The organism is Nonomuraea sp. NPDC049695 (genome assembly GCF_040674955.1).
Classification (GTDB): domain Bacteria; phylum Actinomycetota; class Actinomycetes; order Streptosporangiales; family Streptosporangiaceae; genus Nonomuraea; species Nonomuraea helvata.
Genome location: NZ_JBFANV010000038.1, coordinates 39193 through 64068 on the forward strand (window position 1 = coordinate 39193; position 24876 = coordinate 64068).

A 24876-nucleotide genomic window follows, 5' to 3' on the forward strand; every position below is an offset into this window, starting at 1 on the left:
CCGTGGGCGGCCCAGCCGAAAAGGTACACCTGTCCGCGCCCCGTCACGGTAGGTTTTGCAGACAATGCGCTACGTGACGACTCCGCGAGGAGCGGCTGCGGGGCGCGACGTGTGCAGGGAGGACAGCATCGTGGTGCAGGGCTCCGTCCTCGATCCCGACCTGGGGGATCACGTGTGCCTGCCGTTCGAGGACCGGCGGGAGCGGATGGCGGCCGCGAGGGCGTTCACGGTGAACGGTTTGCGCCGCCGTACCAAAGTGATGATCATCACCCATGCCGAGAGCCCCGAGCGGACGCGCGGGTGGCTGGGGCCGCTCGTGCCGGGGTTCGCCGACGCCGAGTCGGCCGGGCAGGTCGAGATCCTGGCCTGCGCCGACACCCACTTCACCGACGGCCGCCTCGACCCGGACCGGGTGCTCAGGAAGCTGACCGACGCCAAGGAGCGGGCGCGCAAGCACGGCCAGCACGGCGTGTACGCCCTGGTCGACGCGTCCTGGGGGGCCTGCGACGCGGGCGGGCAGGCGGCGTTCGAAGCGGCGGCCAACGAGCTGTTCGGCGAGCGGTGGCTGGCGGCCGTCTGCCAGTACGACCGCAACCTGTTCGCCCGTGAGTCCATCGAGCGGGCCATGTCCGTGCACCCGGTCGCGCCCGAGCAGGCGCTGCTGCGCTTCGCCAACGAGCCGTGCGGGCTGCGGGTCTGGGGTGAGGTCGACCTGACCAACAGGCAGGCGTTCGCGTCGCTGCTGGGGCGGCTGGAGAAGGAGCCCGCCGAGGTCGTGATCGACGCCTCCGATCTCGCCTTCATCGACGCCGGTTCGGCGCAGCTGCTGACCCTCACGGCCATGGCGCGGCCCCCGGGGTCCACCGTGGTCGTCTGCGGCGACTCCATGGCCAGGGTGCTCCGGCTGATCAGGGCGGATGAGTTCATCACCGTTCGCCGGGTGGGCGATGCGTAGACAGGTGCTGTGCGCGAGCTTCGCGCGCGGGCGCATCACGCTCCTTCGCAAGGCGGTCGCCGAGCACGCCGCCTACGAGGGGCTGAGCGGACGGCGCCTGGAGGACTTCGTGCTCGCGGTCAACGAGATCACCACCAACGCCGTGGTCCACGGCGGAGGGTACGGGCGGCTGCGGCTGTGGTCGCACGGCGGGCGGTTGTGGTGCGAGGTGACCGACGAGGGGCCGGGGCTGCCCGCGGGGTGGATGGGTGACACGCGGCCGCCCGCGGGGTTCGAGTTCCGCGGGCGGGGGTTGTGGTTGACGCGCATGCTCTGCGAGCACATCACGATCGTGTCCGGGCCCGGGGGCACGACCGTGACGTTCGCCGCCGTGGATCCCTGATCAGGAGTGGGCGGCCGAGATCCAGGAGGCGTGCAGGTCGGCGTACACTCCCGGCTCGTTGACCAGTTCGGCGTGCGGCCCGCGCTGCACCAGGCGGCCCGCGTCGAAGACCAGGACCTCGTCGGCGTTCTCGGCGGTCGACAGGCGGTGCGCGATCGAGATGGCCGTACGGCCCCGCGTGACGCCCTCCAGCGCCCGCGCGAGCCGTACCTCCGTCGCCGGGTCCACCGCCGAGGTGGCCTCGTCCAGCAGGAGCAGGTCGGGGTCGGCGAGGTAGGCGCGCGCCAGCGCGACGAGCTGCCGCTCACCGGCCGACAGCGACTCGCCGCGCTGGCCCACGGGCGTGTCCAGGCCCGCGGGCAGGCCCTCCAGCCAGTCGGCCAGGCCCAGCTCGGTCATGGCGAGCTCGATCTCCTCGGTGGTGGCCGACGGCTTGCCGTAGCGGATGTTCTCCTCCAGCGTCCCGTCGAACAGGAAGCCGTCCTGCGGCACCATGACGATCCGCTCGCGCAGGGAGGAGAAGCGGACGTCGCGCAGGTCGCTGCCGTCCACCGTGACCCGTCCGGAGGCCGGGTCCATGAGCCGGGTCAGGAGCTTGGCGAACGTCGTCTTGCCCGACCCCGTCTCCCCCACCACGGCCACCCGGGAGCGCGGCGGGATCTCCAGCGTGACCTCGCGCAGCACGGGGGCGCCGCCGGGATAGGAGAAGTGCACGCCCTCGAAGGCGACCGAGATGGGGCCGCGGGGCAGCTCCACGCCCTTGTCGCCGGGGTCGGCCACGTCGGGCGGGGTGTCGAGGACGCCGAGGATGCGGCGCCAGCCGGCGACCGCGTTCTGCGCCTCGTTCAGCACCTCGGTGGCGGTCTGCAGCGGCGAGACGAAGAGGGTGACCAGGAACAGGAACGCCACCAGCTGCCCCTGGGTGATGTCCCCCGACAGGCCGAGCCGCACGCCGAGCAGCACGATCCCGGCGATGGCGATCGCGGCCACGATCTCGGTCAGCGGGAAGACGAACCCGACGATGGTCTGCGCCCTGACCTGGGCGCTCCTGTTGGCGTTCACGGCGCTGTCGATGCGCTCGGCGGTACGGCGTTCGGAGGCGTACGCCCTGATGACGGCGGCCCCGACGACGGACTCGCTGACGGCCGCCAGCATGTCGCCGGTGCGCTCGCGCACGACCGTGTACGCCCGTGACAGCAGCCTCTGGAAGCGCGGCAGGGCGATCATGAGCGGCACGAAGCAGGCCCAGACGAGCAGCGTGAGCTGCCAGGAGTAGACGAACATCAGGACGGTGGCCACGAAGAGCTGGCCGAACGCCACGATGATCATCAGCCCGCCCCACTGCATGAAGTTGCTGATCTGGTCGATGTCGTTGGTGACGCGCGAGACCAGGGAGCCGCGCCGCTCGGTGTTCTGGGTGAGCACCGACAGGTCGTGCACGTGGCGGAAGCCGCGCACGCGCAAGGTCGCGAGTGACGACTCCGTCGCCTTGTAGAGGCGGACGTTCATGATGTACGCGGCGAGCGCCGTGAGCAGCACGGCCACCGCGCACACCAGGACGGCCCCGGTGATGTAGGGAATGTCCGGAGTGCCGTCCTTGAGGCCCGTGTCGATCGTCTGTTGCACCGCGATCGGCACGATGATCTTGCCGGTGGTCGCGACGACGGCCAGCGCCAGCGTCCCCGCCAGCCCCTTGCGGAACTCGGGGGTGTAAGAGAGTCCCTGGCGGATGGTGGCCAGCGCGGAACGTTCGGAATTGCCCTGAATGCTCTGCGCCGTCATGCGCTGACCTCTTCCCCTTCGGCTGTCACGTCTACGGCGGCCCGCTCGGCCTCCTCGCGCTCGTACGCGGTCACCAGGTTGCGGTAGCCGGCGCAGCGCTCGAGCAGCTCCTCGTGTGTCCCGCGGTCCACGACGCGGCCGTGGTCCAGGTAGACGACCTCGTCGGCCAGGGCGATCGTGGCCATCCGGTAGGCGACGACCACGACGGTCGACGCCTCGGCGGCGTCCCGCAGCCCGTACAGGATCTTGGCCTCGACCTGCGGGTCCACGCTGGAGGTGGCGTCGTCGAGGATGAGCAGGCGCGGCCGGCGCACGACGGCGCGGGCCAGCGCGAGCCGCTGGCGCTGGCCGCCGGAGAGCGACGCGCCGCGCTCGCCGACCCTGGTGCCGAGCCCGTCGGCGAGACTGGCGACGAACCCGTCGGCCTGGGCCAGCCGCAGGGCGGCCCACACGTCCTCGTCGCCGGTCTCCAGCCCGAGCGCGATGTTGCCGCGCACGCTGTCGTCGAACAGGAACGTCTGCTGCGGCACCAGCGCCACCGACTCGGCGATGCCGCCGTAGGCCAGCTCGCGCAGGTCCACGCCGTCGAGCAGCACGCGCCCCGCGTCGGGGTCCACGAGCCTGACCAGCAGCTGAACGAGCGTGGACTTGCCCGACCCGGTGGGCCCGACCAGGGCGACAGTACGGCCGGCGGGCACGTCGAAGCTCACGTCGTGCAGCACCTCGGCCTCGCCGTAGGCGTACGAGACGCCGGAGACCTCCAGCGCCGCCGGGGCGGACGAGGTCGTGGCCGCCTGCCCGTACTCCATGGAGCCGGTCGCATCCAGCACGGCCTGCACCCGCTGCCAGCCGACCACGCTGCGCGGCAGCTCGGCCAGCACCCAGCCGAGCGCCCTGATCGGGAAGGCCAGCAGCGTGAACAGGTACGCCACCTGCACCAGGTCGCCGGAGTCGATCGAGCCGCCCGACAGCCGCATCGCGCCGACGGCGAGCACCGCGAGCACGCCGATCGTGGGCAGCGCCTCCAGCATCGGGTCGAACAGCCCGCGCACGCGCCCGACCGCGATGTTGGCGTCGCGCAGCTCGTGGGCGCGCCGCCGGAACCGGTCGGTCTCCAGCTCCTCCCTGCCGAGCGTCTTGACGACGAGCGCGCCGTCGAAGCTCTCGTGCGCGATCTCGCTGACCTCGGCGCGCAGCTGCTGGGCGCGGGTGGCGAGCGGGCTGAGCTTGCGCTGATAAATGAGGTTAAGTACGGCGATAGCCGGAAAAATCAGGAAACCCACCAGCGCGAGCGTGAGGTCGGTGAACACCATCGCGATCGCCGCGGTGAACAGCATGACGATCACGCCCACGGCCATCGGCAGCGGCGCGAGCGGCGCCCAGGCGGCCTCGGCGTCGGCGCTGGCGTTCGACAGCAGCTGGCCGGTCGGGTGCTGATGGTGCCAGGACAGCGGCAGCCGCAGGTACTGCTTGGTCACGTCCCTGCGCGACCTGGCCTGCATGCGGTACTGGATGACCCCGGCGAGGATGCGCCGCCCGGCCACGCCGAACGACTTGAGCAACGCCGCGCCCATGATGAGGAGCGTTCCCGTCCACAGCGTGCCCGAGGCGACGTCGCCCTGGGCGAACGTGGGCAGCACCACGTGCTGCGTCGCCCAGCCGAGCGCCCACGCGGAGCCCACGGTCATGCCCCCGTAGACCGCGCTGGCCAGCACCGCCAGCGCGAACACCGCCTTCTCCGTGCGAATGGCCACCCCAAGGACACGGAGTCCTTGACGCATCACGGCCGAGGTGACCTTCGTCGCCACGCGGAAATGATCCCTTCAATCTTCCATACCTGACATATCTGCCTAAGTCACTATCACTTCAGATCTGTACGTTATTCCCGCGGGTAGGGTTGCCCATGTGACTCACGCTCGCGACGAACGCACCGCTCTGTGCGACCTGTTCGACCGCCTCGGCCCCGACGCGCCGACGCTCTGCACGGGCTGGAGCACGTACGATCTGGCCGCCCACCTGGTGCTGCGCGAACGCCGGCCCGACGCGATGGGCGGCATCGCGATCAAGCCCCTGGCCGGCTACACCGCCTCCGTGCAGGACGGGCTCAAGGCCAAGCATCCCTATCCCGAGCTGGTCGGCATGGTGCGCAAGCCGGGCGGCGTCTACGGGCTGCTGTCCTCCCTCGACGAGGCCGTCAACACCCTGGAGTTCTTCGTCCACCACGAGGACGTCCGGCGCGCCCAGCCGGAGTGGGAGCCGCGCGAGCTGTCCGACGACCTCGAGCGGCTCATCTGGAAGCGGGTCGCCTCGGGTGCGCGGCTGATGCTGCGCAAGGCGCCGGTGGGCGTGGTGCTGCACCGGCTCGGCGGCGGCGTGGCGCTCGGCGGTCCCCGCGGCGGCGCCAAGGTGGAGGTGACGGGGCGGGCCGGCGAGCTGCTGATGTTCTGCTTCGGACGGCAGCGGCACACCAGGGTGGAGCTGACCGGCGACCCCGAAGCCGCCGACCGGCTCCTCGACGCCTCTCTAGGCGTATAGGCGCTTTAGCTATATAGGCGCTTTCAGGTATATAGGCGCTCCCCGACGGAGGCCTGGGCCAGCCGGCGCAACGAGGCGATCAGCGTGTCGCCCAGCGAGGTCCCGATGATCACGATCTCCACCGCGTGCTCGCGGTCGCTCACGTCGCCGACGAGGCCGACGTCGATCTCGGCGATCCGCTCGGCGGCCTCGGCGTAGGAGCCGAGCACGTCGAGCATGTCCTGGCGGCCGACCTCGTCGAGGGCCGCCAGCACGCCGACGGCCGTGCGGTAGGCGGGGTCGCCGGTCCTGATCCGCCAGCCCCGCTCGGTGAGCAGGTCGTGCAGGCGGCGCTCCGCCCGGTCCTTGTACGGCCCGGGCCGCGGGTCCTTGGCCTGGGTCACGGTCTTCTGCGCCGCGCCGAGCAGGTCGAACGCCTCGAGGTCCGGATTGTCGATCCTCGCGATCAAGTCGCGGAGCACCGCGATGGACAGCCCGCCGTACTCGACGAGGGCGCGCACGAGCTTGAGTCTGCGCACGTGTTCCTCGGTGTAGTCGGCCTGGTTGCGGCCGGTCGGCTGGCCGGGAGCCACGAGGCCCTCCCGCATGTAGTACTTGATCGTCGGGATCGGGATCCCGGTCGACTCGCTCAGCTCTGCCATGCGCACGCTTTCACGTCCCCTCTTGCCGTATGTGGATAGCTTAGCTATAGATAGTGATAAGTAGTGCTATCCACTATCCACATCGGAGGCTTCCATGCTGCGATGGCACCGCCCGCTCCTGCTGTTCGCCGCCGCCATGGCCGCGCTGAGCTCGATCTTCCTGGTCCTCGTCTTCGTGGACGGCCGCACGCTCGACGGCCTCCCGCTCTGGATCAAGCCCCTGAAGTTCACGATCTCGTTCACGCTCTACGCGTTCACGTGGGCCTGGCTGCTCTCACTCCGTCACCGGGCCGGACGGGTGAGCTGGTGGGCGGGCACCGCCCTGGTCGTGGCCGGGCTGGGCGAGGTGGCGCTCATCGCCTTCCAGGCAGCCCGCGGCCGGCACAGTCACTTCAACGAGGCGACCCCGCTCGACAGGTCGATCTGGATCGCCATGGGCGTCACGATCGGCCTGCTCATGCTCGCCAACCTGGCCGCCGCGGTCTTCGTGATCATCGAACGCCAGGCCGACCGCGTGAGCACCTGGACGGTACGGCTGGGCCTGGTCGTCTCCACGTTCGGCATCGCCTCCGGCGGCCTGATGGTGACCAGCGTGCCAGGGCAGACGTGGGCCGAGGACTTCGCCGGCGCCCACAGCGTGGGCGTGCCCGACGGCGGCCCGGGACTGCCCGTGGTCGGCTGGAGCACCATCGGCGGCGACCTGCGCGTTCCGCACTTCGTGGGCATGCACGCCCTGCAACTGCTCCCCCTGTTCGCGCTGCTGCTCGCGGCCCTGTCCGCGCGCTTCGCCGTCCTGCGCCGCGAAGAGGTGCGGCTGCGCCTGGTGCTCATCGCCGGCCTCGCCTACGGCGGCCTGTTCCTCCTCATCCTGTGGCAGGCCCTGCGCGGCCAGCCGCTGATCCGCCCCGACGCCGCGACCCTGGCCGTGCTGGGCGTCCTGGTCGTCACCGCACTCAGCGCGGCCGCGGTCGCGCTCCGCCCCATGCAAGAGCCCAAGAGAGAGACCGCCGCATGACCTCGTTCCTGTTCGACCTGAGCTTCTACGTGGCCGCGCCCTTCTGGGCGCTGATGATCCTGGCCCCCACCTGGCGGCTCACCCGCCTGGTCGCCGGCTCGCCGCTGATCGTGCTGCCCGCGGTGGCCGTCGAACTCGTCCTGCTCGTGCCTCTGTTCGGCGCGTTCTGGCCGGTGGTGACGCGGCCCTCATTGGAGGGGCTGCAGGAGCTGGTGACCAGGCCGGAGGCCCTGACCGCGCTGTGGGCGCAGATCATCGCCTGGGACCTCTTCCTCGGGCGGTGGATGTACCTCGACAGCCGCGAGAGGACCATCCATCCGCTGGTCATGGCCCCGATGCTGATCCTCACGATCTTGCTGTCGCCGATCGCGCTGCCGATCTATCTGGTGATCCGTCTCGCCTATCGCAGAAATACCGGCGCGGTAGGGGCTCACGCCTGAGTTCTAACCCGTACCATGGCAGTGGCAAGAAGCCCCCCGGTTATGATCATGAACATCTTCACAGAAGATGCCGGTGATCGCCCAGATCCGGGTATATACGGCTGGGAATGGACTGCAGGAGGCCCCCATGCAGGTCAAGAAGGTGCTCACCTACGTGGCTGTCGCGTTCGTGGTGTTCTACCTTTTCACCAAGCCGGCCCAGGCTGCGGCGGCGGTCAACGGAGTGTTTGATGGAATTCTCCAAGGCGCCAACCAACTGGCTGTCTTCTTTACCAATGTTCTGACCTGACGCGAGCTTCTGTCTGCGTCTGGTGCTTCCCCGCGCTGCCAGATCGTGTTACGCAGGCAGGATGAGAGATCGCCCGAGCGGCACCAAGATCAATCAGCTCGATGCCAACGCGCGGCGGATCCTCGAGCGAGCTGAGCTCGAGGGCATCGAGCTGATCCGCTTTCTCTACGCAGACCACGCTGGCGTGATCCGGGGGAAGGCGGCATCCCGGTCACGGCTGGCCGAACGGCTCAGCACGGGCATCGGGCACACGGTGGCCATGATGGCGATGAACATGCTCGACCAGCTCCAGGAGGTCGAGCACATGGGTCCGGTGGGCGAGGTGCGCATTCTTCCCGACCCCGCAACGTACGTCCCATTGCCTCACGCCCCCGGTGCGGCCGCGATGCTCTCGGACCTGTGCCTGCCCGACGGCACGCCCTGGGGGGCCTGCCCGCGCACCTTCCTCAAGGACGCCGTCGCCGAGCTGGCCACCGAGGGTTACTCCCTGGTGGCCGCGTTCGAGCCGGAGTTCACCCTCGGCCGCCGCCTGCCGGACCCGGCCGGCGGCCCCGACCGGCTGGTGCCGCTCGACGACTCACTCTGCTATGCGAACGTCGGATTCGACACCGCCCACGACTACACGATCAAGCTCATCCACGCCCTGGAGCAGCAGGGGCTACGGGTCGAGCACTACCATCCCGAGCTGGGGCCGGGACAGCAGGAGCTGTCCATCCGCCACGCGCCCGCGCTGCGCGCCGCCGACAACCATGTCCTCTACCGCGAGACCGTGCGCGGCGTCGCCCTGCGCATGCAGATGTGGGCGACGCTCGCCCCCAAGCCGCTGGCCGACCAGGCGGGCAACGGGACCCATCTGCATCTGTCGCTGTGGCACGACACGCGGAACCTCTTCGCCGAGGAGAGCGAGGTGCGCGACGGGTTCATCGGCGGCCTGATCGCCCACCTGCCCGCCCTGACGGCGCTGACGTGCGGGAGCGTCAACAGCTTCCGGCGGCTGGCCCCCCGCATGTGGTCGAGCGCGTACGCCGTCTACGGGCCCGACAACCGGGAGGCCGCGGTCCGCGTGTGCTCCCCGCTCGGCGAGACCGGCGAGCCGAACCTGGAGCTCAAACCGTCGGATTCCTCCGCCAACCCGTACCTGGCGCTCGGGGCCGTCATCCACGCGGGCCTGGACGGCATCCGCCGCAAGCTGGACCCAGGCCCCGCCGTCGACGTGGACCCGGACACGCGGCCCGGCCAGTACACGCGCCTGCCCTCGTCGCTGGACGAGGCGCTGGACGCGCTGGAGGCGGACGAGGTGCTCATGGAGGCGCTGGGGCCGCTGCGACGCACCGCGTACCTGGCGGTCAAGCGCTCTGAGGTGGCGGCGTTCGCGGCCAAGGACGTCGCGTACGAGCTGTTCCACCACATGCGGGTGTTCTGAGGGCACGACTCACCGGCTGCCCGATGGGTGTACGCCCCGTACGGGGGCGCACACCCATCGGCGGTGTGGTCAGCGGACCGGGTGGCCCGCCAGCCGGAGCGACTCCTTGACCTCGGAGATCTTGAGCGTGCCGAAGTGGAACACCGAGGCCGCCAGCACCGCGTCGGCACCCGCCGCCACCGCCGGAGGGAAGTCCTCCAGGCGGCCGGCGCCGCCGCTGGCGATCACCGGGACCCGCACCGCGGCACGCACCGCGCGCAGCATCTCCAGGTCGTAGCCGTCGAGCGTGCCGTCACCGTCCATCGAGTTGAGCAGGATCTCGCCCACGCCCAGCTCCTCGCCGCGCGCCGCCCACTCCACCGCGTCGATGCCGGTGCCGCGCCGCCCGCCGTGCGTGGTCACCTCGAACCCACTGGCGGTGCCCGGAGCGCGCCGGGCGTCCACGGACAGCACGATGCACTGGGCGCCGAACCGCCGGGACGCCTCGGTGAGCAGCTCGGGCCGGGCGATGGCGGCCGTGTTGAGCGACACCTTGTCGGCCCCGGCCCGCAGCAGCCGATCGACGTCCTCGACCGCGCGGACGCCGCCGCCGACGGTCAGCGGGATGAACACCTGCTCGGCCGTCCGGCGCACGACGTCGAGCATGGTCTCCCGCTCGCCGGACGACGCGGTGATGTCGAGGAAGGTGAGCTCGTCGGCGCCCTCCTCGTCGTAGCGCCTGGCGAGCTCGACGGGGTCGCCGGCGTCGCGCAGGTTCTCGAAGTTGACGCCCTTGACCACGCGCCCGGCGTCCACGTCGAGACAGGGGATGACTCTTACGGCTACGGTCATGCTCGAACAGCCTCGATTTCGATCTCGACCAGCATCCGAGGGTCGACCAGCCCGGCCACCCTCACTCCAGTGCAGGCGGGGCGCACCTTCCCGAAGACCTCGCCGATGGCCTGGCCCACGAGGTCGAAGTGGCGCTGCTCCACCACATAGTAACGGACCATGACCACGTCCTCGCAGGTCAGGCCGCCGGTCGTGACGGCCTCCAGCGCGATGTCGATCGCGGTCAGGCTCTGCTTGTAGGCGTCGCCCAGATGGCGCACCTCTCCGCCGACCGTGGCCGTACAGCCGGACACGATCACCCGATCACCCGCGACGACAGCGCGGGCGTAGCCGTACCTCTCCTCCCAGATGCCGCCGGAGAACACCCGCGACCCGGTGCTTTCCATGCCGAAGATGCCAACGCTCATCTCGCCCCCTCCCGGCAAGCGCTACACGCGTACTGCGGCAAGCGCGTTTTCCAGTGTGAACGCGTGAGCGTAAAGAGCCTTGCCCACGATGGCCCCCTCGAGCCCGTCGGGGACGAGCGTGGCGAGGGCGAGCAGGTCGTCGAGGGAGGAGACGCCGCCGCTGGCCACGACCGGCCTGTCGGTGCGGGCCAGGATCCGGCGGTAGAGGTCGAGGTTGGGGCCCTGGAGCATGCCGTCCTTGGTCACGTCGGTGACGACGTAGCGGGGGCAGCCGTCGGACTCGAGCCGGTCGAGCACCTCCCACAGGTCACCGGCGTCCTCGGTCCAGCCCCGGGCCGCCAGCGTGGTGCCGCGCACGTCCAGCCCGACCGCGATCCTGTCGCCGTGCTCGGCGATGATCCTCCGGCACCAGTCGGGGTTCTCCAGCGCGGCGGTGCCGATGTTGACCCGGCGGCAGCCGGTGGCCAGCGCGGCGGCCAGGGATTCGTCGTCGCGGATGCCGCCGGACAGCTCCACGTTCACGTCGAGCCGGCCGATGACGTCGGCGAGCAGCTCCCGGTTGCTCCCCCTGCCGAACGCGGCGTCGAGGTCGACCAGATGGATCCACTCGGCGCCGGCCTCCTGCCAGGCCAGCGCGGCGGCGAGCGGCTCGCCGTAGCCGGTCTCGGTGCCGGCCTCGCCCTGCACCAGGCGTACGGCCTGGCCGTCCACGACGTCCACGGCGGGCAACAACACGAGCGACATTCAGGTCCTCCGGTCGAAAGCGAGAGTCAGGACAACGGGCGCGAGCAGCAGCGAGAAGACGAACACACCGAAACTGAGGAAGATCGACCCCCACAGCAGCCACACGATCGCCTGCACGAACAGGAAGCCCAGTCCGAGCGCGACGTTCTGGGCGCGGTGGCGGCGGGCGATCAGGCCGCCCTGGCGGTAGAACCGCACCGGGCGCGGGATCAGCCTGGCCAGGAGCGCGCGGCGGCGCGCCTTGCGCGCCTGCCGCGCCTCATTGACCCGGATCGCGCGCGCCCGCTCCGCCTCTCGCTCGGCCCGCCGGCGCGCACGCTCCTTGCTCATGAGATCTCGCGGCTCATAGCGAGCCGAGCCAGTTCTTCAGCAGTGTGGCTCCGGCGTCGCCGGACTTCTCGGGGTGGAACTGGGTGGCCATGAGCGGGCCGTTCTCCACGGCGGCCACGAACGGCACGCCGTGCTCGGCCCAGGTGACGATCGGCTCGCCGAACCCCTCGCCGGCACGGAGCTCCCACTCGCGCACACCGTACGAGTGGACGAAGTAGAAGCGGGTCGCCGCGTCGAGCCCCGCGAACAGGACGCTGCCGGCGGGCGCCTTGACCGTGTTCCACCCCATGTGGGGCAGCACGGGCGCCTCGAGCCGTTCGACGGTGCCCGGCCACTCGCCGCAGCCCTCGGTCTCGACGCCGTGCTCGACGCCCCTGGCGAACAGGATCTGCATGCCCACGCAGATGCCCAGCACCGGACGCCCGCCGGACAGGCGGCGGCCGATGATCTGCTCGCCGCGGACGCCCTTGAGCCCGGTCATGCACGCCTCGAACGCGCCGACGCCCGGCACCACCAGGCCGTCGGCGTCGAGGGCGGCGTCGAAGTCGGGCGTCACGGTCACCTCGGCGCCCACCCTGGCCAGCGCCCGCTCGGCCGAGCGCAGATTGCCCGACCCGTAGTCAAGGATGACGATGTTGGGCTTCACCACCACAGCACCCCCGCCGTGATCGCCATCGCGGCGCCCAGCGCGCAGATCGCCGCACCGATCTTGAGGCCCTGCCTGAACAGGGAGAACACGCCGCCGATGAGGAACAGGCCGATGAAGACCATCACGCCGGCGAGCAGGTTGTCGGTCATAGGACGCCCTTGGTGCTGGGCACGCCCGTGGCGCGCGGGTCGAGCTCGGACGCCTCACGCAGCGCCCTGGCCAGCGCCTTGAACTGCGCCTCCACGATGTGGTGGGCGTTGCGCCCGTACGGGACGTGGACGTGCAGGCAGATGGCGGCCTGCGCGACCAGCGACTCCAGGATGTGGCGCGTCATCGTCGTGTCATAGTCGGGGCCGATCATCGGCGCCATGCCCTCGGGCTCGGTGTGCACGAGGTACGGTCGCCCGGACAGGTCGACGGTCACCTGGGCGAGCGACTCGTCCAGCGGGCACGACGCGCTGCCGAACCGCCTGATGCCCGACTTGTCGCCCAGCGCCTCGCGGAACGCCGCGCCCAGCGCGAGCGCGGTGTCCTCGATCGTGTGGTGGGAGTCGATGTGCAGGTCGCCCTCGGTCTTGACCGTCAGGTCGAACAGCCCGTGCTTGCCGAGCTGGGCCAGCATGTGGTCGAAGAACCCGACCCCGGTCGCGACCTCGACCCGGCCGGTGCCGTCGAGACCGACCTCCACCAGGACCGAGGTCTCCTTCGTAACGCGCTCGACGCGGCCTACGCGACTCACAACACTCCTTCCATGGCGGCGCGGAAGGCCGCCATCTCCTCACCGGTGCCGATCGACACACGCAGCCATTGTGGCGGGCCCACCTCGCGGATGAGGACCCCGCGCTCCAGCAGCCCCTCCCACACCTTGCGCCGGTCGGGGAAGCGCCCGAAAAGCACGAAATTGGCGTCGGAGTCGGCCACGGCCAGGCCCTTGGAGCGCAGCCACGCGACCGTGTCGTCGCGCTCGCGCCGCAGCGCGTCGACCGTGCCCAGCAGCTCGGCGCGGTGCCGCAGCGCCACGCGGGCGGCCGCCTGGGTGAGCGTGGACAGGTGGTACGGCAGCCGCACCAGCAGCAGCGCCTCCACCACGGCCGGGTGGGCGGCCAGGTAGCCGAGCCGGGTGCCCGCCATGGCGAACGCCTTGGACATCGTCCTGGTGACGATCAGCCTCGGGTGGGCGGGCAGCAGGGTGAGCGCCGACGGCGTGCCCTCGCGGGCGAACTCGGCGTAGGCCTCGTCGACCACGACCATGCCCGGGGCCGCGGCCACCACCGCCTCGATGGTCTCGAGCGGCTGGGCGGTGCCCGTCGGGTTGTTGGGCGAGGCCAGGAACACGATGTCGGGCCGGTGCTCCTCGATCGCCGCCGTCGCCTTGGCGGGGTCGATCGAGAAGTCGTCCTCGCGGCTGGCCGAGATCCACTCGGTGCTGGTGCCGCTGGTGATGATCGGGTGCATCGAGTATGACGGCTCGAACCCGATGGCCGTGCGGCCGTGGCCGCCGAAGGCCTGGAGGATCTGCTGGAGCACCTCGTTGGAGCCGTTGGCGGCCCAGACCTGCTCGGTGGTCAGCCCGTGGCCCAGGTAGCCGGCCAGGTCGGCGCGGAGCGCGGTGGCATCCCTGTCGGGATAGCGGTTGAGGTCCGCGGCGCTCGCCCTGACCGCCTCGGCCAGGTCGGCGACCAGCTCGGGCGAGGGCGGGTAGGGGTTTTCGTTGGTGTTGAGTCTGACGGGGACGTCGATCTGGGGCGCGCCGTACGGCGACTTACCCCGGAGATCGTCCCTGATGGGCAGGTCGTCGAGGTTCACGCGTTCTCCGTGGGAACTTTCCAGTCGAATCGGGCACGGACGGCGGCGCCGTGGGCGGGCAGGTCCTCGGCGTCGGCCAGCACCGACACGTGGGCCGCCGCGCCCGCGAGCGCCTCGCGGGTGTAGTCGACGACATGGATGCCGCGCAGGAACGACTGCACCGACAGGCCGCTGGAGTGGCAGGCGCAGCCGCCGGTGGGCAGCACGTGGTTGGAGCCGGCGAGGTAGTCGCCGAGCGAGACGGGCGCGTACGTGCCCACGAAGATCGCCCCGGCGTTCCGGATCTTCCCGGCGACCTCGGCGGCGTTGGCGGTGTGGATCTCCAGGTGCTCGGCCGCGTACGCGTCCACGACCTTGATGCCGTCGTCGATGGAGTCGACCAGCACGATGCCCGACTGCCTGCCGCTCAGCGCCTCGGTGATGCGCTCGGTGTGCTTGGTCGCCGACACCTGGCCCGGCAGCTCCTTCTCGACCGCGTCGGCCAGCTCGGCGCTGGTGGTGACCAGCACGGCGGCGGCGATCACGTCGTGCTCGGCCTGGCTGATCAGGTCGGCGGCCACGTGGACCGGGTCGGCCGTCTCGTCGGCCAGGATGGCGATCTCGGTCGGGCCGGCCTCGGAGTCGATGCCGATGCGGCCCTTGAGCAGCCGCTTGGCCGCCGCCACCCAGATGTTGCCTGGACCGGTCACCATCGTGGCGGCCGGGCACTCCTCCGTGCCGTAGGCGAACATGGCCACCGCCTGCGCCCCGCCCACCGAGTAGACCTCGTCCACGCCGAGCAGCGCGCACGCGGCCAGGATCGTGGGGTGCGGCAGCCCGCCGTACTCCTTCTGCGCCGGGCTGGTCACGGCCAGCGAGGCGACGCCGGCCTCCTGGGCCGGGACGACGTTCATCACCACGCTGGAGGGATAGACCGCGCGGCCGCCGGGGACGTACAGGCCCACGCGCTCGACCGGCACCCACCGCTCGGTCACGGTGCCGCCGGGCACGACCTGCGTGGTGACGTCGGCGCGCCGCTGGTCGCGGTGGACCAGCCTGGCCCGCCTGATCGACTCCTCCAGCGCCGCCCGCACCCTGGGGTCGAGCTCGCTCAGCGCTCGCTCGATCGCCTCGGCGGGGACGCGGGTGGTGGCGATCTCGACACCGTCGAACCTGGCGGTCAGCTCCCGTACGGCTGCCGCCCCGCGATGGCGTACGTCGTCGCAGATGGGCCGCACCTTCTCCAGGGCGGCCTCGACGTCGAGCTCGGCGCGGGGCAGCACGTCGCGCAGATCCTCCGGCAGAGAACCGCGCATGTCGATACGGGAAATCACCCGTACAGTCTACGGAGTCCGTCCCCTGAATCAGGTTCTGTCCACCATGCGGGACGCACGCAACCCGCGGCACCCACGGACGACGTGTGGCGGCCGTGGGCGACGCTCGCCGACGTCGCGCCCACGGCCGCCGCGACCCCGGACCGGGCGTGCCGGGGCGGCGCCGCGACCGTCACGGGGGGGACGGCCACGGCCGGGAAAGCTCAGGACCACACCACTGCCCCTCAGGAGCCTGTCGCTAACGCGCCATGCCAAAAAAGCGCCAAGCAGTTTTTGCCGGGCGGCCACGGAGCACGTGTCGCGACAGGGAGGAGGTCACAGCGGCCTTCGAGGCCATGTGAGTACTTTCACATTGCATGTCCATTATGTCCGAGCCCATACGCTTGCCGGGTGGGACAGTGGCGAAGCCCGGACGGGCTCCTGGTAGAGGCGATCATTCTGGACGATCGCCCACTTCTGCGTGTGTCCCACCAGGTCAACGGCAGGACGTACCTGCGCGGCTACTGCGCCACCGTCTCCGAGCTGGCCGTCCACGGCGTGGATCTGGCCGAGCTCGTCGAAGACCCCTCCCTTGACCATCTGTAGACCCTGACCCGCCACTGTCGATCAGCCGGGCCGGGTACGGCATGCACCATGGTCCGGCTGCCGCCCTACACGCCGATGCTGGCCCAGCTCGGCTCCCTGAACTCCGTCCAGGGCGCGGACTGGGCCGTGGAGATGAAATGGGACGGCGTCCGCGCCCTCGCCTACATCCAGGGCCGCGCCGTCCGCCTGATGTCGCGCAACAGCAAGGACATCACCGCCGCCTACCCCGAGCTCCAGCTCATGGCCGGCGCCACCGGCGGGCACCCGGCCGTGATCGACGGGGAGATCGTGGCGTTCGACGAGACCGGGCGGCCTAGCTTCGAGGCGCTGCAACCCCGGATGCACCAGCGCAATCCCGCGGCGATCGCGGAGCTGGCCAGGTCGGTGCCGGTGACGTACATGGCCTTCGACATCCTCCACCTCGACGACGACAGCATCGTCTCCCGCCCCTACTCCCGGCGCAGGGAGCTGCTCGAGACCACGTTCAGGCCCGGCTACCGGTGGGAGGTGCCGGTGTGGTTCGCCGACCACGCCGGGCTCGCGTTCGACTCCTCCAGGCAGCTGGGGCTCGAAGGCGTCGTGTGCAAGCGGATGGGCTCGCCGTACCGTCCGGGCAGGCGCAGCGCCGACTGGACGAAGATCAAGAACGTGCGCGCCGTCGAGGTCGTGATCGGCGGCTGGAAGCCCGGAGGCGGACGGCGGTCGGGGATGATCGGGTCGCTGCTGCTCGGCGCGTACGACCCCCAGGGCCGGCTGCGGTACGTGGGGCACGTCGGCACCGGGTTCACCGAGGCCGCGCTGCGCGAGCTGGGCGAGCGCCTCGCGGCGCTCGAGCGGCCGGAGCCGCCGTTCGACGAGGCGGTGCCGCGCGAGTACGCGAGGGACGCCCACTGGGTCGAGCCGCGCCTGGTCGGCGAGGTGCAGTACGCCGAGGTCACCGGCGACCGCCGGCTGCGCCACCCCTCCTGGCGCGGGCTGCGGCCCGACCGCGAGCCGCACGAGGCCACCACGGCGGAGATCCTGCCGGGCCGCGACGCGGCAGCCGGCTGACCGTCACGACACGCAGCACTCAATTACATTTCGCTTCCATACTGTGACTTAGAGTCATCGACAGGCTGTAGATCACCTTCAGAGGGGACGCTGTGTCGAAGACTCTGGTCACCACGCTGATCACGCTGGCCGGCGTCGCGTTCGCGATGCCGGCCGAGGCCGCCGAGCCACCGCCGCCCGCGGCGCCCATCAACGAAGGCTCCTGGGGCGCCGCGTCGTCACCGCTGATGCGCCCGAGCCAGGCCGTGCGTTACTGGACCGCCGGCAAGCAGGCCAAGGCCAGCGGCGCGGACCTGCCGCGGACCCTGCGCAGGCCCACCCAGGCCGCCGCGCGGCGCAGCGTGCCCAGCGCCAAGCGGCTCACCCCCGGCGGGGACGCCAACGGCTACGCCCGCGTGCACCGCCCGTACACCGACTCGGTGGCCAGCAGGATCACCGGCCGGCTGTTCTACGTCAACGCCAGCGGGGAGGACGACGCCTGCAGCGCCTCCGTGGTGCGCTCCGCGGCGAAGGTGCTCGTCGTGACCGCCGCCCACTGCGTGTACGGGGTGCCGATGGGCGCCTCGACCGGCCGGTGGCACTCGCACTTCGCGTTCGTGCCCGCCTACGACGGGCGGGCGAAGAGCCTGCGCCAGCGCGAGCCGTACGGGCGGTGGGGCGCCCGCCGGGCGTGGAAACCTGACGGCTACACCGGCCTGAGCGGCGGCGACTGGAACTCGATCTACGACATCGCCCTCATCGAGGTCGGCAAGCGGAACGACCGCACGCTCCAGGACGCGGTCGGCGCCTTCACCCCGATGCTCAACCAGGGCGTCCGGCACACCATCGCCACCACGGGCTATCCCGGCGTGTCCGGCAGGAGGCCGTACGACGGCAGGGACCAGCTCTGGTGCATGGGCAGGAGCGAACCGGCCGGCGGGATCATCGACGGCACCCTCTACGTCCCCTCCGGCACCGCCCCCGTGCCGGAGGACGGGCGGATGGAGACGTACAACTGCCACCTGTTCAGGGGCCACAGCGGCGGGCCGTGGCTGCTCAAAGGCACCCGCGACCTGGTCGGCGTGCTGTCGGCGGGCACCGAGGACGGCGAGGACGGCGGCTTCTCCGTGGCCAACGCCCTCAACGCCGAGAGCTACGGCGCCATCGTGCAGCACGCCGACCCGGACGGCGTGTACGACGCGCTGTCCATCAGCGCCGCGGGCCCCAAGAGCGCGGTCAGACCCGGCGGCACCGCCACCGTCACGGCCACCGTCGCCGTACGCGGGCTCATGTCCGCCGCGCGGGTGCCCGTCACGTTCACCCTCCCGGAGGGCACGAGCCTGTCCTCGGTGGAGGGAGCCTCCTGCAGGCAGACGCGCGGAAAGGCCACCTGCACGATCCCCGTCGTCCGCCCCGGCCATCCGGTCCGGGTCTCGGCTCAGGTCCAGGTCGCCCGCGACGCCGCGGCCTCACCGCGCATCACCGCCACCGTCGGCTCCACGCCCCTCGACCCGTCCCAGACCGACAACACCAGCACGTTCTCCCTCCCCACCGCGGCCGGCGTCTGATCGTCCGGCGGCGAACAGCGGCCGGTCAGGCGGACGGCTCCAGCGCCGGCTCCTTCAGCGTCCGCGCCAGCAGCCAGGCCAGGGCCGGGAAGGCGATCAGGCAGGCCAGGGCCGTCCTCAGGGTCGTCGCCTCCGCGAGCGCGCCCACCAGCGGGCTGGTCAGGCCGCCCACGCTCACCGCCAGCCCCAGGGTCACGCCGCCCGCCGTGCCCACCCGGGTGGGCAGGAAGTCCTGGCCCAGCGTGACGTGCAAGGAGAACGGGACATACAGCGCGATCGAGGAGGCGGCCACGAAGACGTATGCGATGGGACCGGGCGCGAGCACCACCCCCGCGACCGCCGGGACGGCCAGCGCGTAGGCCAGGCGCATCGTGCGCACCCTGTCCCAGCGGGCCGCCAGCCTGCCGCCCAGCACGGTGCCCACCGCCGCGCCCGCGAAGAGCACGAACAGCGCCACCGCGCCCGCCGCGCCGCCTCCCATGAACAGGGCCACGAAGGCGCTCAGCCCGACGTACACGACCGAGCGGAAGACGATCACCAACGTCAGCCTGACGAACGACGGCCAGTCGTCCCGGCCGGACACCGGCGCCGCACCCTGCGCCGCCTGCCCTCCCCCGGTCAGCGCCCGGACCGCCGGCAGCGTCGCCACCGCCCCCAGCACCGCCGGCGCCGCGAGGAACGGCGAGGCGCCCAGCCCCCAGCCCGCCAGCAACGGCGTCACCAGCACGGGAGCCGACGCGAAGCCCAGCGTCCCGCCCATCGAGAACCAGCTCATCCGCACATGGCTGCCCTCGCTCGCGATCCTGGCCAGCCGCGCCGACTCCGGGTGGTAGGCCGCCACCCCCAGCCCGGACAGCGCCACGGCCAGCCAGGTCAGCACGTACGAGTCCGTCACGCCGCCGAGCGCCACCCCGGCGCCCGCCACGACCATGCTCAACGGGATCAGCCACGGCATCCGCCACCGGTCGGTCAGCACGCCGAACAGCGGCTGCACGATCGACGACAGCAGCGTCGCGGCCAGCACGATGCCGGAGACCGCGACGTACCCGTAGCCGCGCCCGGCCACCAGGAACGGCACGAGCGCGGGAACCGCGCCCTGATAGAAGTCCACCGCCGCATGGCCGGCGGCGAGCATGGGGATCCTGTTCACGCTCCGATCATTTCCCGGTGGCGACTGTCGCGCTTCCGATAAAATGACAACCCATGACGGAAATCCGCCACCTGTCCGAGGCGCCCACAGGCCGGCGGCCGCTCGCGCCGGGGGCGGGCATCGACGCGCACCGGCACGACACCCATCAGATCGTGTACGCGTGCCGCGGCGTGCTCTCCGTCACCACCGGCGCGGGCACGTGGGTGGCTCCCGCCAACCGGGCCATCTGGATCCCGGCCGGGACGGTCCACGAACACCGGGCCCACGGCGACACCGACCTGCGCCTTGTGGGCCTCACGGACAACCCCCTCGGCCTCGACCGCCCGGCCGTCCTCGCCGTCGGCCCGCTGCTCCGCGAGCTGATCATCGCCTACACGGCCGACGCCCATCACAACAGCAGGGAGAACGACGGCGGCGAGCGGGCGCGGTTGTGGGCGGTGCTGCTCGACCAGCTCAGACGGGCCCCCGAGCAGCCACTCCACCTGCCCACCGCCCAGGACCCCCGGCTGGCCGCCGTCTGCGCGATCCTGCACCGCGACCCCGCCGACAGCAGGACCCTCGCCCAGCTGGCGGCGCGGGTGGGCACCAGCGACCGGACGCTCGCCAGGCTGTGCCGGCGCGAGCTGGGCATGAGCTTCCCCCAATGGCGCACCCAGCTCCGCCTGCACCACGCGCTGCTGCTCCTCGCCGACGGCGTCCCCGTGACGGCCGTGGCTCATCGGTGCGGTTGGGCGTCGGCCAGTGCGTTCATCGACGTGTTCAGGCGGGCCTTCGGGTACACCCCGGGCCGGGCCTTTACATTGTAGATTCGCTACAATGGGCTCCCGTGAGCAAATCGAAAGGCAAGGGCGGCGGCACTCCGGCCACCATGGCGCTGACCAAGGCGAAGGCCGAGTTCACGCTCCACCCCTACGAGCACGACGCCGCCGCGCAGGCCTACGGCGAGGAGGCGGCGGACGCGCTCGGCGTGCCGTACGAGCGGATCTTCAAGACGCTGGTGGCCGAGGTGGAGAGCGGCCTGGCGGTGGCGGTCGTGCCCGTGGCGGGCAAGCTCGACCTCAAGGCCCTGGCCGGCGCGCTCAACAGCAAGCGGGCCGCCATGGCCGACGCCGCCAAGGTGGAGCGGGTGACCGGCTACGTCGTGGGCGGCATCAGCCCCCTGGGCCAGCGCAAGCAGCTCCCCACGGTCGTCGACTCCTCGGCGCTCGACTTCGAGACGATCTACTTCTCGGCCGGGAAGCGCGGCCTGCAGATCGAGACCGCCCCCGACAACCTCATCACCCTCACCAGGGCCGTCACCGCCCCCATCGGCAAGCGCGGCTAGTCGTACTGACCACGCCGCCGCGACCACCCGAGGTCCGAGTCCAGGGGCGAGCGGCCGACCAGCCACCTGAACAGCCGCCGGTGCCGCCGGAAGAACGGGTGGTCGCCCCGCCTGTCACCCCGTCCGTCCATGGCCTCGCGCCGCTTCTCCTCCTCCAGCGCCTTCTCCAGCCCGGGCGTGTAGCCGCCGCCGAAGCGGCCCATGTCCGGCCCGGCGAAGCCCCTGGGCTCGACGCGCCGCAGCGCGGGTCCCATCGAGTCCACCCAGATCGGCCCCGGCAACGACGCACCCTGCACCGACCCGTAGTACTGGTTCCCGATCTGCACGTCCTGCAGCGGGTACTTGTACGAGCCCCGGATGTCCCCGACGCTGACCGCCGCCGCCAGCGCGGGCGTGTAGCCGGCGAACCAGGCCGACGTGTAGCCGTTGTTGGTCCCCGTCTTCCCGGCGGCCGGCCGGTCGATGCCCTGCCCGTGCATGGTGCCCTTGGTGAAGACGCCCTCCAGCACGTAGTTGACCGCGTCCGCGACGTCCTCCTCGAGGGCCCGCCGGCACGCGGGCGGCACGTGCGTGCGCCGCCCGTCCCTGCCGACGATCTCCACGATGGCCAGCGGCTTGCAGTAGATCCCCCTGGCCGCGAACGTCGCGAACGCCGCCGCCACCGTCACCGGGTCCATCTCGTTGACACCCAGCGTGAACGTGGGCACCTCCTTCAGCGGCTGACCGTCCGCCCTGGTGATGCCGAGCGACTTGGCCGTGCGCACCACGTTGCAGAGCCCGACCTTGCGCTCCAGCATCATGTAGAAGATGTTCACCGACTTCCAGGTGCCGGTCTCGATGCTGTGCGGGCCGCCCGAGCCCTCGCCGCTGGCGTTGAGTATGCGGGTGTCCGGGTCGTTGACGGGCCGTCCCGTGCAGTCGCGGTAGCCCTGCGCGGGCACGAGCGAGCCCGGGGTCACGAAGCCGTCGTTGAAGCGCCACCCCTGCTTGAGCGCCGTGGCCAGCGTGAACACCTTGAACGTCGACCCGGCCTGGAAGCCCTGGCCGCCTCCGTGCGCCACGTCCGCGGCCAGGTTGAAGGTGGTCTTGGGGCCGTTCTTCCGGTTGCCCGGGTTGCGGCCGAACCGCTTGCTGGCCGCGATCGCCGTGATCCGCCCGGTCCGCGGCTCCACCATGGCCTCGGCCGCCACCTCCGTGTCCTCGGGCGAGACGTAGCGGCGGATGGCCTGCTCGGCGGCGCGCTGCGCGATCGGGTCGAGGCTGGTCCTGATCACCAGGCCGCCCCTGGCCATCCTGGTACGGCGCTCGGCCACCGTGTTGCCGAAGACGGGGTTCGACAGGAGCTCGCGCTGCACGTACAGGCAGTAGAACGGGTAGTCGCTCTGCTCGCAGCCGCCGGGCTCGGGCTTGAGCTTGATGTCGAGCGGCGCGGCCTTGGCGCTCGCCGCGTCCTGCTGGCTGATCAGCTTCAGCCCGGCCATGCGGTCGAGCACGAGGTCCCGCCGCATCTTCAGGCGCGCCCGGTGCGCCGGGCCGAGCGAGGGATCGGTCGAGAACGGCATGCGTACCGCGCCCGCCAGCGTGGCCGCCTGGGCCAGCGTCAGCCTGGAGGCCGACGTGGAGAAGAAGCGCCTGGCCGCCGCCTCGACACCGTGCGCTCCCGCGCCGAAGTAGGCGATGTTGAGGTAGCGCTCCAGGATCTCGTCCTTGCGGTACTTCTTCTCCAGGGCCAGCGCGAGCCGCAGCTCGGTGATCTTGCGGGCCAGGTTCGGGGCGCGGGCCTTGTCACGCTCGGCCTCGGTACGGGCGCTCTCGACCAGGATGTTCTTGACGAGCTGCTGCGTCAGGGACGAGCCGCCCTGCCTGATGCCACCGGCCTGCGTGTTGGTGAGCAGCGCCCGGAGCGTGCCCCTGACGTCGAGGCCGCCGTGCTCGTAGAAGCGGGCGTCCTCGATGGCCACGATCGCCTGGCGCATCACCGGCGCGACGGCGCCGAGCCGGACGGCTGTCCTGTTGGCCTCGTAGAACTGGGCGAACGGCCGGCCGTCCTTGTCCAGCAGCCTGGTCACCTGCGCGAGAGGCTCCTCGCGCGGCGCGGGCGGCAGGTCGACGAAGGTGTTCGCGACGGTCTTGGCGGCCATGCCGCCCCCGCTCACCACGGGCGCGGCCAGTGCCGCGGTCAGCACTCCGCCGAGCGCCCCCGCCAGTGCGAGTGCGCCGACGGATCTGAGTACGGTCACGTACCTTGGTGTGCGACGTCCGCATCCGCGCCAAACGACCGCTTGTCAGCTGTTTACCGATGCCTGCGGGACCCTTACCGCTGGCGGCGGATGTGCAGGCCGAGCGAGGCGAACTGTTCGAACGGCCGGTGGTAACCGCGTTCGATGTGGTGGACGCCGCGCAGCGTGGACGGGCCGTCGGCCACCGCGGCCGCCAGCACGGCCGAGAACCCGGCCCTGATGTCGGGCAGCGTCACGTCGGCGCCCTTGAGCTTGGACACGCCGCGCACGACGGCCGAGTGCCTGGCGTTGGTGTCGTGGTAGCGGCAGGCCGGGCCGCCCAGGCACTGGTCGAACACCTCGATCTCGCAGCCCATCTTCTGCAGCGCCGGGACGTACACCAGGCGGTTCTCGAAGACCGTCTCGTGCAGCACCGACATGCCCTGGCTCTGCGTGAACAGCACCATGAGCGGCGTCTGCCAGTCCGTCATGAACCCGGGGTGGGTGTCGGTCTGCACGGCCGCCGAGCGCAGGCCCTCGGGCGGCGCGGTGGCGCACAGGTACTCGTCGTTGATGTCGAACTGGGCGCCCATCCTGGCCAGTGTGGTGATCGCGGTGACCAGGCGGTCCTGCGGGCAGCCGTGCACCCGCACTTCTCCCCCGGTGATCAGGCCCGCCGCCAGGTACGAGAACGCCTCGATGCGGTCGCCGTTCAGCCAGGTGGAGGCGCCGCGCAGCCGTTCGACGCCCTCGATGACGATCCTGCGGTCGGGCGAGAGCTCGATCCTGGCCCCCATCCGCTGCAGGAACAGCGCCAGCTCGACCACCTCGGGCTCCATCGCGGCGTTCTTCAGCACCGTCTTGCCCTCGGCCAGCACGGCCGACATCAGGATCGTCTCGGTGGCGCCCACACTCGGGTACGGCAGCTCGATCCTGGTGCCCACGAGACGGTTGGCCTTGGCGAAGATGCCGGTGTCGCCCACCTCCACCTCGGCCCCCATCGCGCGCAGGGCCTCCACGTGGAAGTTCACCGGCCGCCGCCCGATCGGGTCGCCGCCGACCAGCGGGACGAACGCCTCCCCCGCCAGGTGCAGCAGCGGGCCGAGCATGAGGATGGGGATGCGGTTCAGCCCCGTGAAGGCGTCCGGCACCCTCGGCTCGATCTCCCGGCCCCGTTCGATCCTGATCTCCGTACGGGAGATCTCGACGTTGATGCCGAGCGCCCGCAGCATGGCGGCCGTGATCTCCACCTCGCCCACCTCCGGGGCGTTGTGGATACTGCTCTCCCCGCCGCCCAGCATGGCGGCGACCATGTGCTTGGAGACTCCGTTCTTGGAGCCGCGTACTTCTACGTCCCCCCGGAGCGGGCCGGAGGGTTCTATCAACCAGACCTCTTCTTGCATCACGAAGCGAGCCTAGCCGGGGGATACCATCGAGCTGATTCGGACACACATGTGAG

The 24876-nt window shown here is 71.2% G+C and carries 27 protein-coding genes; 12 read left to right on the top strand and 15 right to left on the bottom strand.

The window, feature by feature from the left end; genetic code table 11:
* Positions 1 to 73: 73 nt before the first annotated feature.
* Together AB0J64_RS29490 and AB0J64_RS29495 are read left to right on the top strand one after the other, a co-directional pair.
* Positions 74 to 955, top strand: a complete 882-nt coding sequence (locus AB0J64_RS29490) for an MEDS domain-containing protein (RefSeq protein WP_364033681.1) — start codon at positions 74 to 76, stop codon at positions 953 to 955.
* Positions 948 to 1337 (top strand): ATP-binding protein, encoded by a 390-nt coding sequence (locus AB0J64_RS29495; RefSeq protein WP_364033684.1) that lies wholly within the window; start codon positions 948 to 950, stop codon positions 1335 to 1337. Before AB0J64_RS29490 ends, AB0J64_RS29495 begins: the two co-directional genes overlap by 8 nt.
* On the opposite strand, the gene AB0J64_RS29500 is transcribed toward AB0J64_RS29495, so the two are convergent.
* Positions 1338 to 3119 carry an ABC transporter ATP-binding protein gene (locus tag AB0J64_RS29500; RefSeq protein ID WP_364033687.1) on the bottom strand — a complete coding sequence of 594 codons (1782 nt, stop codon included), beginning with the start codon at positions 3117 to 3119 and terminating at the stop codon, positions 1338 to 1340.
* A complete protein-coding gene (locus AB0J64_RS29505; RefSeq protein WP_364033797.1) occupies positions 3116 to 4900 on the bottom strand; it encodes an ABC transporter ATP-binding protein in 1785 nt (594 codons plus the stop codon). The genes AB0J64_RS29500 and AB0J64_RS29505 overlap by 4 nt, the downstream gene beginning before the upstream one ends.
* A gap of 124 nt (positions 4901 to 5024) precedes the next feature.
* Here AB0J64_RS29505 and AB0J64_RS29510 point away from each other — a divergent pair, with 124 nt between their 5' ends.
* The gene (locus tag AB0J64_RS29510; protein ID WP_364033690.1) at positions 5025 to 5654 is read left to right on the top strand and encodes a TIGR03085 family metal-binding protein; all 630 of its coding nucleotides are present in this window, start codon (positions 5025 to 5027) and stop codon (positions 5652 to 5654) included.
* Between the two features lie 23 nt (positions 5655 to 5677).
* On the opposite strand, the gene AB0J64_RS29515 is transcribed toward AB0J64_RS29510, so the two are convergent.
* The gene (locus AB0J64_RS29515; RefSeq protein ID WP_364033693.1) at positions 5678 to 6295 is read right to left on the bottom strand and encodes a MerR family transcriptional regulator; all 618 of its coding nucleotides are present in this window, start codon (positions 6293 to 6295) and stop codon (positions 5678 to 5680) included.
* 94 nt (positions 6296 to 6389) lie between these two features.
* Between AB0J64_RS29515 and AB0J64_RS29520 the strand changes: the two genes are divergently transcribed.
* From AB0J64_RS29520 to AB0J64_RS29535, 4 genes are all read left to right on the top strand, one after another.
* On the top strand, positions 6390 to 7310 hold the full coding sequence (locus AB0J64_RS29520; RefSeq protein WP_364033696.1) for a hypothetical protein: 921 nt from the start codon (positions 6390 to 6392) through the stop codon (positions 7308 to 7310).
* Entirely contained in the window at positions 7307 to 7750 is a 444-nt protein-coding gene (locus AB0J64_RS29525; protein ID WP_364033699.1) for an ABA4-like family protein, read from the top strand. The genes AB0J64_RS29520 and AB0J64_RS29525 overlap by 4 nt, the downstream gene beginning before the upstream one ends.
* Positions 7751 to 7877: 127 nt before the next feature.
* Positions 7878 to 8039 (top strand): hypothetical protein, encoded by a 162-nt coding sequence (locus AB0J64_RS29530; RefSeq protein WP_357598428.1) that lies wholly within the window; start codon positions 7878 to 7880, stop codon positions 8037 to 8039.
* Positions 8040 to 8100: 61 nt separating this feature from the next.
* A complete protein-coding gene (locus tag AB0J64_RS29535) occupies positions 8101 to 9462 on the top strand; it encodes a glutamine synthetase family protein (RefSeq protein WP_364033702.1) in 1362 nt (453 codons plus the stop codon).
* Between the two features lie 69 nt (positions 9463 to 9531).
* Here AB0J64_RS29535 and hisF read toward each other — a convergent pair whose 3' ends face one another.
* The 9 genes from hisF to hisD are packed head-to-tail and all read right to left on the bottom strand — an operon-like array spanning position 9532 to position 15542.
* Positions 9532 to 10293, bottom strand: a complete 762-nt coding sequence (hisF, locus tag AB0J64_RS29540) for an imidazole glycerol phosphate synthase subunit HisF (RefSeq protein WP_364033705.1) — start codon at positions 10291 to 10293, stop codon at positions 9532 to 9534.
* Positions 10290 to 10700, bottom strand: coding sequence for a Rid family hydrolase (locus AB0J64_RS29545; protein ID WP_344985124.1), 411 nt, complete (start codon positions 10698 to 10700; stop codon positions 10290 to 10292). Before AB0J64_RS29545 ends, hisF begins: the two co-directional genes overlap by 4 nt.
* A gap of 21 nt (positions 10701 to 10721) precedes the next feature.
* Positions 10722 to 11444, bottom strand: coding sequence for a bifunctional 1-(5-phosphoribosyl)-5-((5-phosphoribosylamino)methylideneamino)imidazole-4-carboxamide isomerase/phosphoribosylanthranilate isomerase PriA (gene priA / locus AB0J64_RS29550; protein ID WP_364033709.1), 723 nt, complete (start codon positions 11442 to 11444; stop codon positions 10722 to 10724).
* Positions 11445 to 11774, bottom strand: a complete 330-nt coding sequence (locus tag AB0J64_RS29555) for a hypothetical protein (RefSeq protein WP_364033712.1) — start codon at positions 11772 to 11774, stop codon at positions 11445 to 11447. It lies immediately after the preceding gene.
* Positions 11775 to 11787: 13 nt separating this feature from the next.
* A complete protein-coding gene (gene hisH, locus AB0J64_RS29560; protein ID WP_364033800.1) occupies positions 11788 to 12420 on the bottom strand; it encodes an imidazole glycerol phosphate synthase subunit HisH in 633 nt (210 codons plus the stop codon).
* Positions 12417 to 12572 carry a hypothetical protein gene (locus AB0J64_RS29565; RefSeq protein WP_344985127.1) on the bottom strand — a complete coding sequence of 52 codons (156 nt, stop codon included), beginning with the start codon at positions 12570 to 12572 and terminating at the stop codon, positions 12417 to 12419. Before AB0J64_RS29565 ends, hisH begins: the two co-directional genes overlap by 4 nt.
* A complete protein-coding gene (gene hisB, locus AB0J64_RS29570) occupies positions 12569 to 13162 on the bottom strand; it encodes an imidazoleglycerol-phosphate dehydratase HisB (protein ID WP_344985129.1) in 594 nt (197 codons plus the stop codon). Before hisB ends, AB0J64_RS29565 begins: the two co-directional genes overlap by 4 nt.
* The gene (locus tag AB0J64_RS29575) at positions 13159 to 14229 is read right to left on the bottom strand and encodes a histidinol-phosphate transaminase (RefSeq protein ID WP_364033716.1); all 1071 of its coding nucleotides are present in this window, start codon (positions 14227 to 14229) and stop codon (positions 13159 to 13161) included. The genes hisB and AB0J64_RS29575 overlap by 4 nt, the downstream gene beginning before the upstream one ends.
* Complete coding sequence (hisD, locus tag AB0J64_RS29580) at positions 14226 to 15542, bottom strand: histidinol dehydrogenase (RefSeq protein WP_364033719.1); 1317 nt, start codon at positions 15540 to 15542, stop codon at positions 14226 to 14228. The genes AB0J64_RS29575 and hisD overlap by 4 nt, the downstream gene beginning before the upstream one ends.
* 390 nt (positions 15543 to 15932) lie before the next feature.
* Between hisD and AB0J64_RS29585 the strand changes: the two genes are divergently transcribed.
* The 3 genes from AB0J64_RS29585 to AB0J64_RS29595 all read left to right on the top strand — a co-directional run bounded on the left by AB0J64_RS29585 (position 15933) and on the right by AB0J64_RS29595 (position 18724).
* Entirely contained in the window at positions 15933 to 16127 is a 195-nt protein-coding gene (locus AB0J64_RS29585) for a hypothetical protein (protein WP_344985132.1), read from the top strand.
* Positions 16128 to 16175: 48 nt separating this feature from the next.
* The gene (ligD, locus tag AB0J64_RS29590) at positions 16176 to 17177 is read left to right on the top strand and encodes a non-homologous end-joining DNA ligase (protein ID WP_364033722.1); all 1002 of its coding nucleotides are present in this window, start codon (positions 16176 to 16178) and stop codon (positions 17175 to 17177) included.
* Between the two features lie 92 nt (positions 17178 to 17269).
* Positions 17270 to 18724, top strand: coding sequence for a hypothetical protein (locus AB0J64_RS29595; RefSeq protein ID WP_364033725.1), 1455 nt, complete (start codon positions 17270 to 17272; stop codon positions 18722 to 18724).
* A 25-nt stretch (positions 18725 to 18749) separates the two neighbouring features.
* Here AB0J64_RS29595 and AB0J64_RS29600 read toward each other — a convergent pair whose 3' ends face one another.
* Complete coding sequence (locus AB0J64_RS29600; protein ID WP_364033728.1) at positions 18750 to 19874, bottom strand: MFS transporter; 1125 nt, start codon at positions 19872 to 19874, stop codon at positions 18750 to 18752.
* 53 nt (positions 19875 to 19927) lie between these two features.
* On the opposite strand from AB0J64_RS29600, the gene AB0J64_RS29605 reads away from it, so the two are divergent.
* On the top strand, positions 19928 to 20680 hold the full coding sequence (locus tag AB0J64_RS29605; protein WP_364033731.1) for a helix-turn-helix transcriptional regulator: 753 nt from the start codon (positions 19928 to 19930) through the stop codon (positions 20678 to 20680).
* A 62-nt stretch (positions 20681 to 20742) separates the two neighbouring features.
* Positions 20743 to 21198 (top strand): Cys-tRNA(Pro) deacylase, encoded by a 456-nt coding sequence (gene ybaK, locus AB0J64_RS29610; protein ID WP_344987627.1) that lies wholly within the window; start codon positions 20743 to 20745, stop codon positions 21196 to 21198.
* Here the strand turns inward: ybaK and AB0J64_RS29615 are convergent.
* On the bottom strand, positions 21195 to 23438 hold the full coding sequence (locus tag AB0J64_RS29615) for a transglycosylase domain-containing protein (protein WP_364033734.1): 2244 nt from the start codon (positions 23436 to 23438) through the stop codon (positions 21195 to 21197). The genes ybaK and AB0J64_RS29615 overlap by 4 nt on opposite strands.
* Before the next feature lie 74 nt (positions 23439 to 23512).
* Positions 23513 to 24820 carry a UDP-N-acetylglucosamine 1-carboxyvinyltransferase gene (murA, locus tag AB0J64_RS29620; RefSeq protein ID WP_344987628.1) on the bottom strand — a complete coding sequence of 436 codons (1308 nt, stop codon included), beginning with the start codon at positions 24818 to 24820 and terminating at the stop codon, positions 23513 to 23515.
* Between the last annotated feature and the right edge of the window lie 56 nt (positions 24821 to 24876).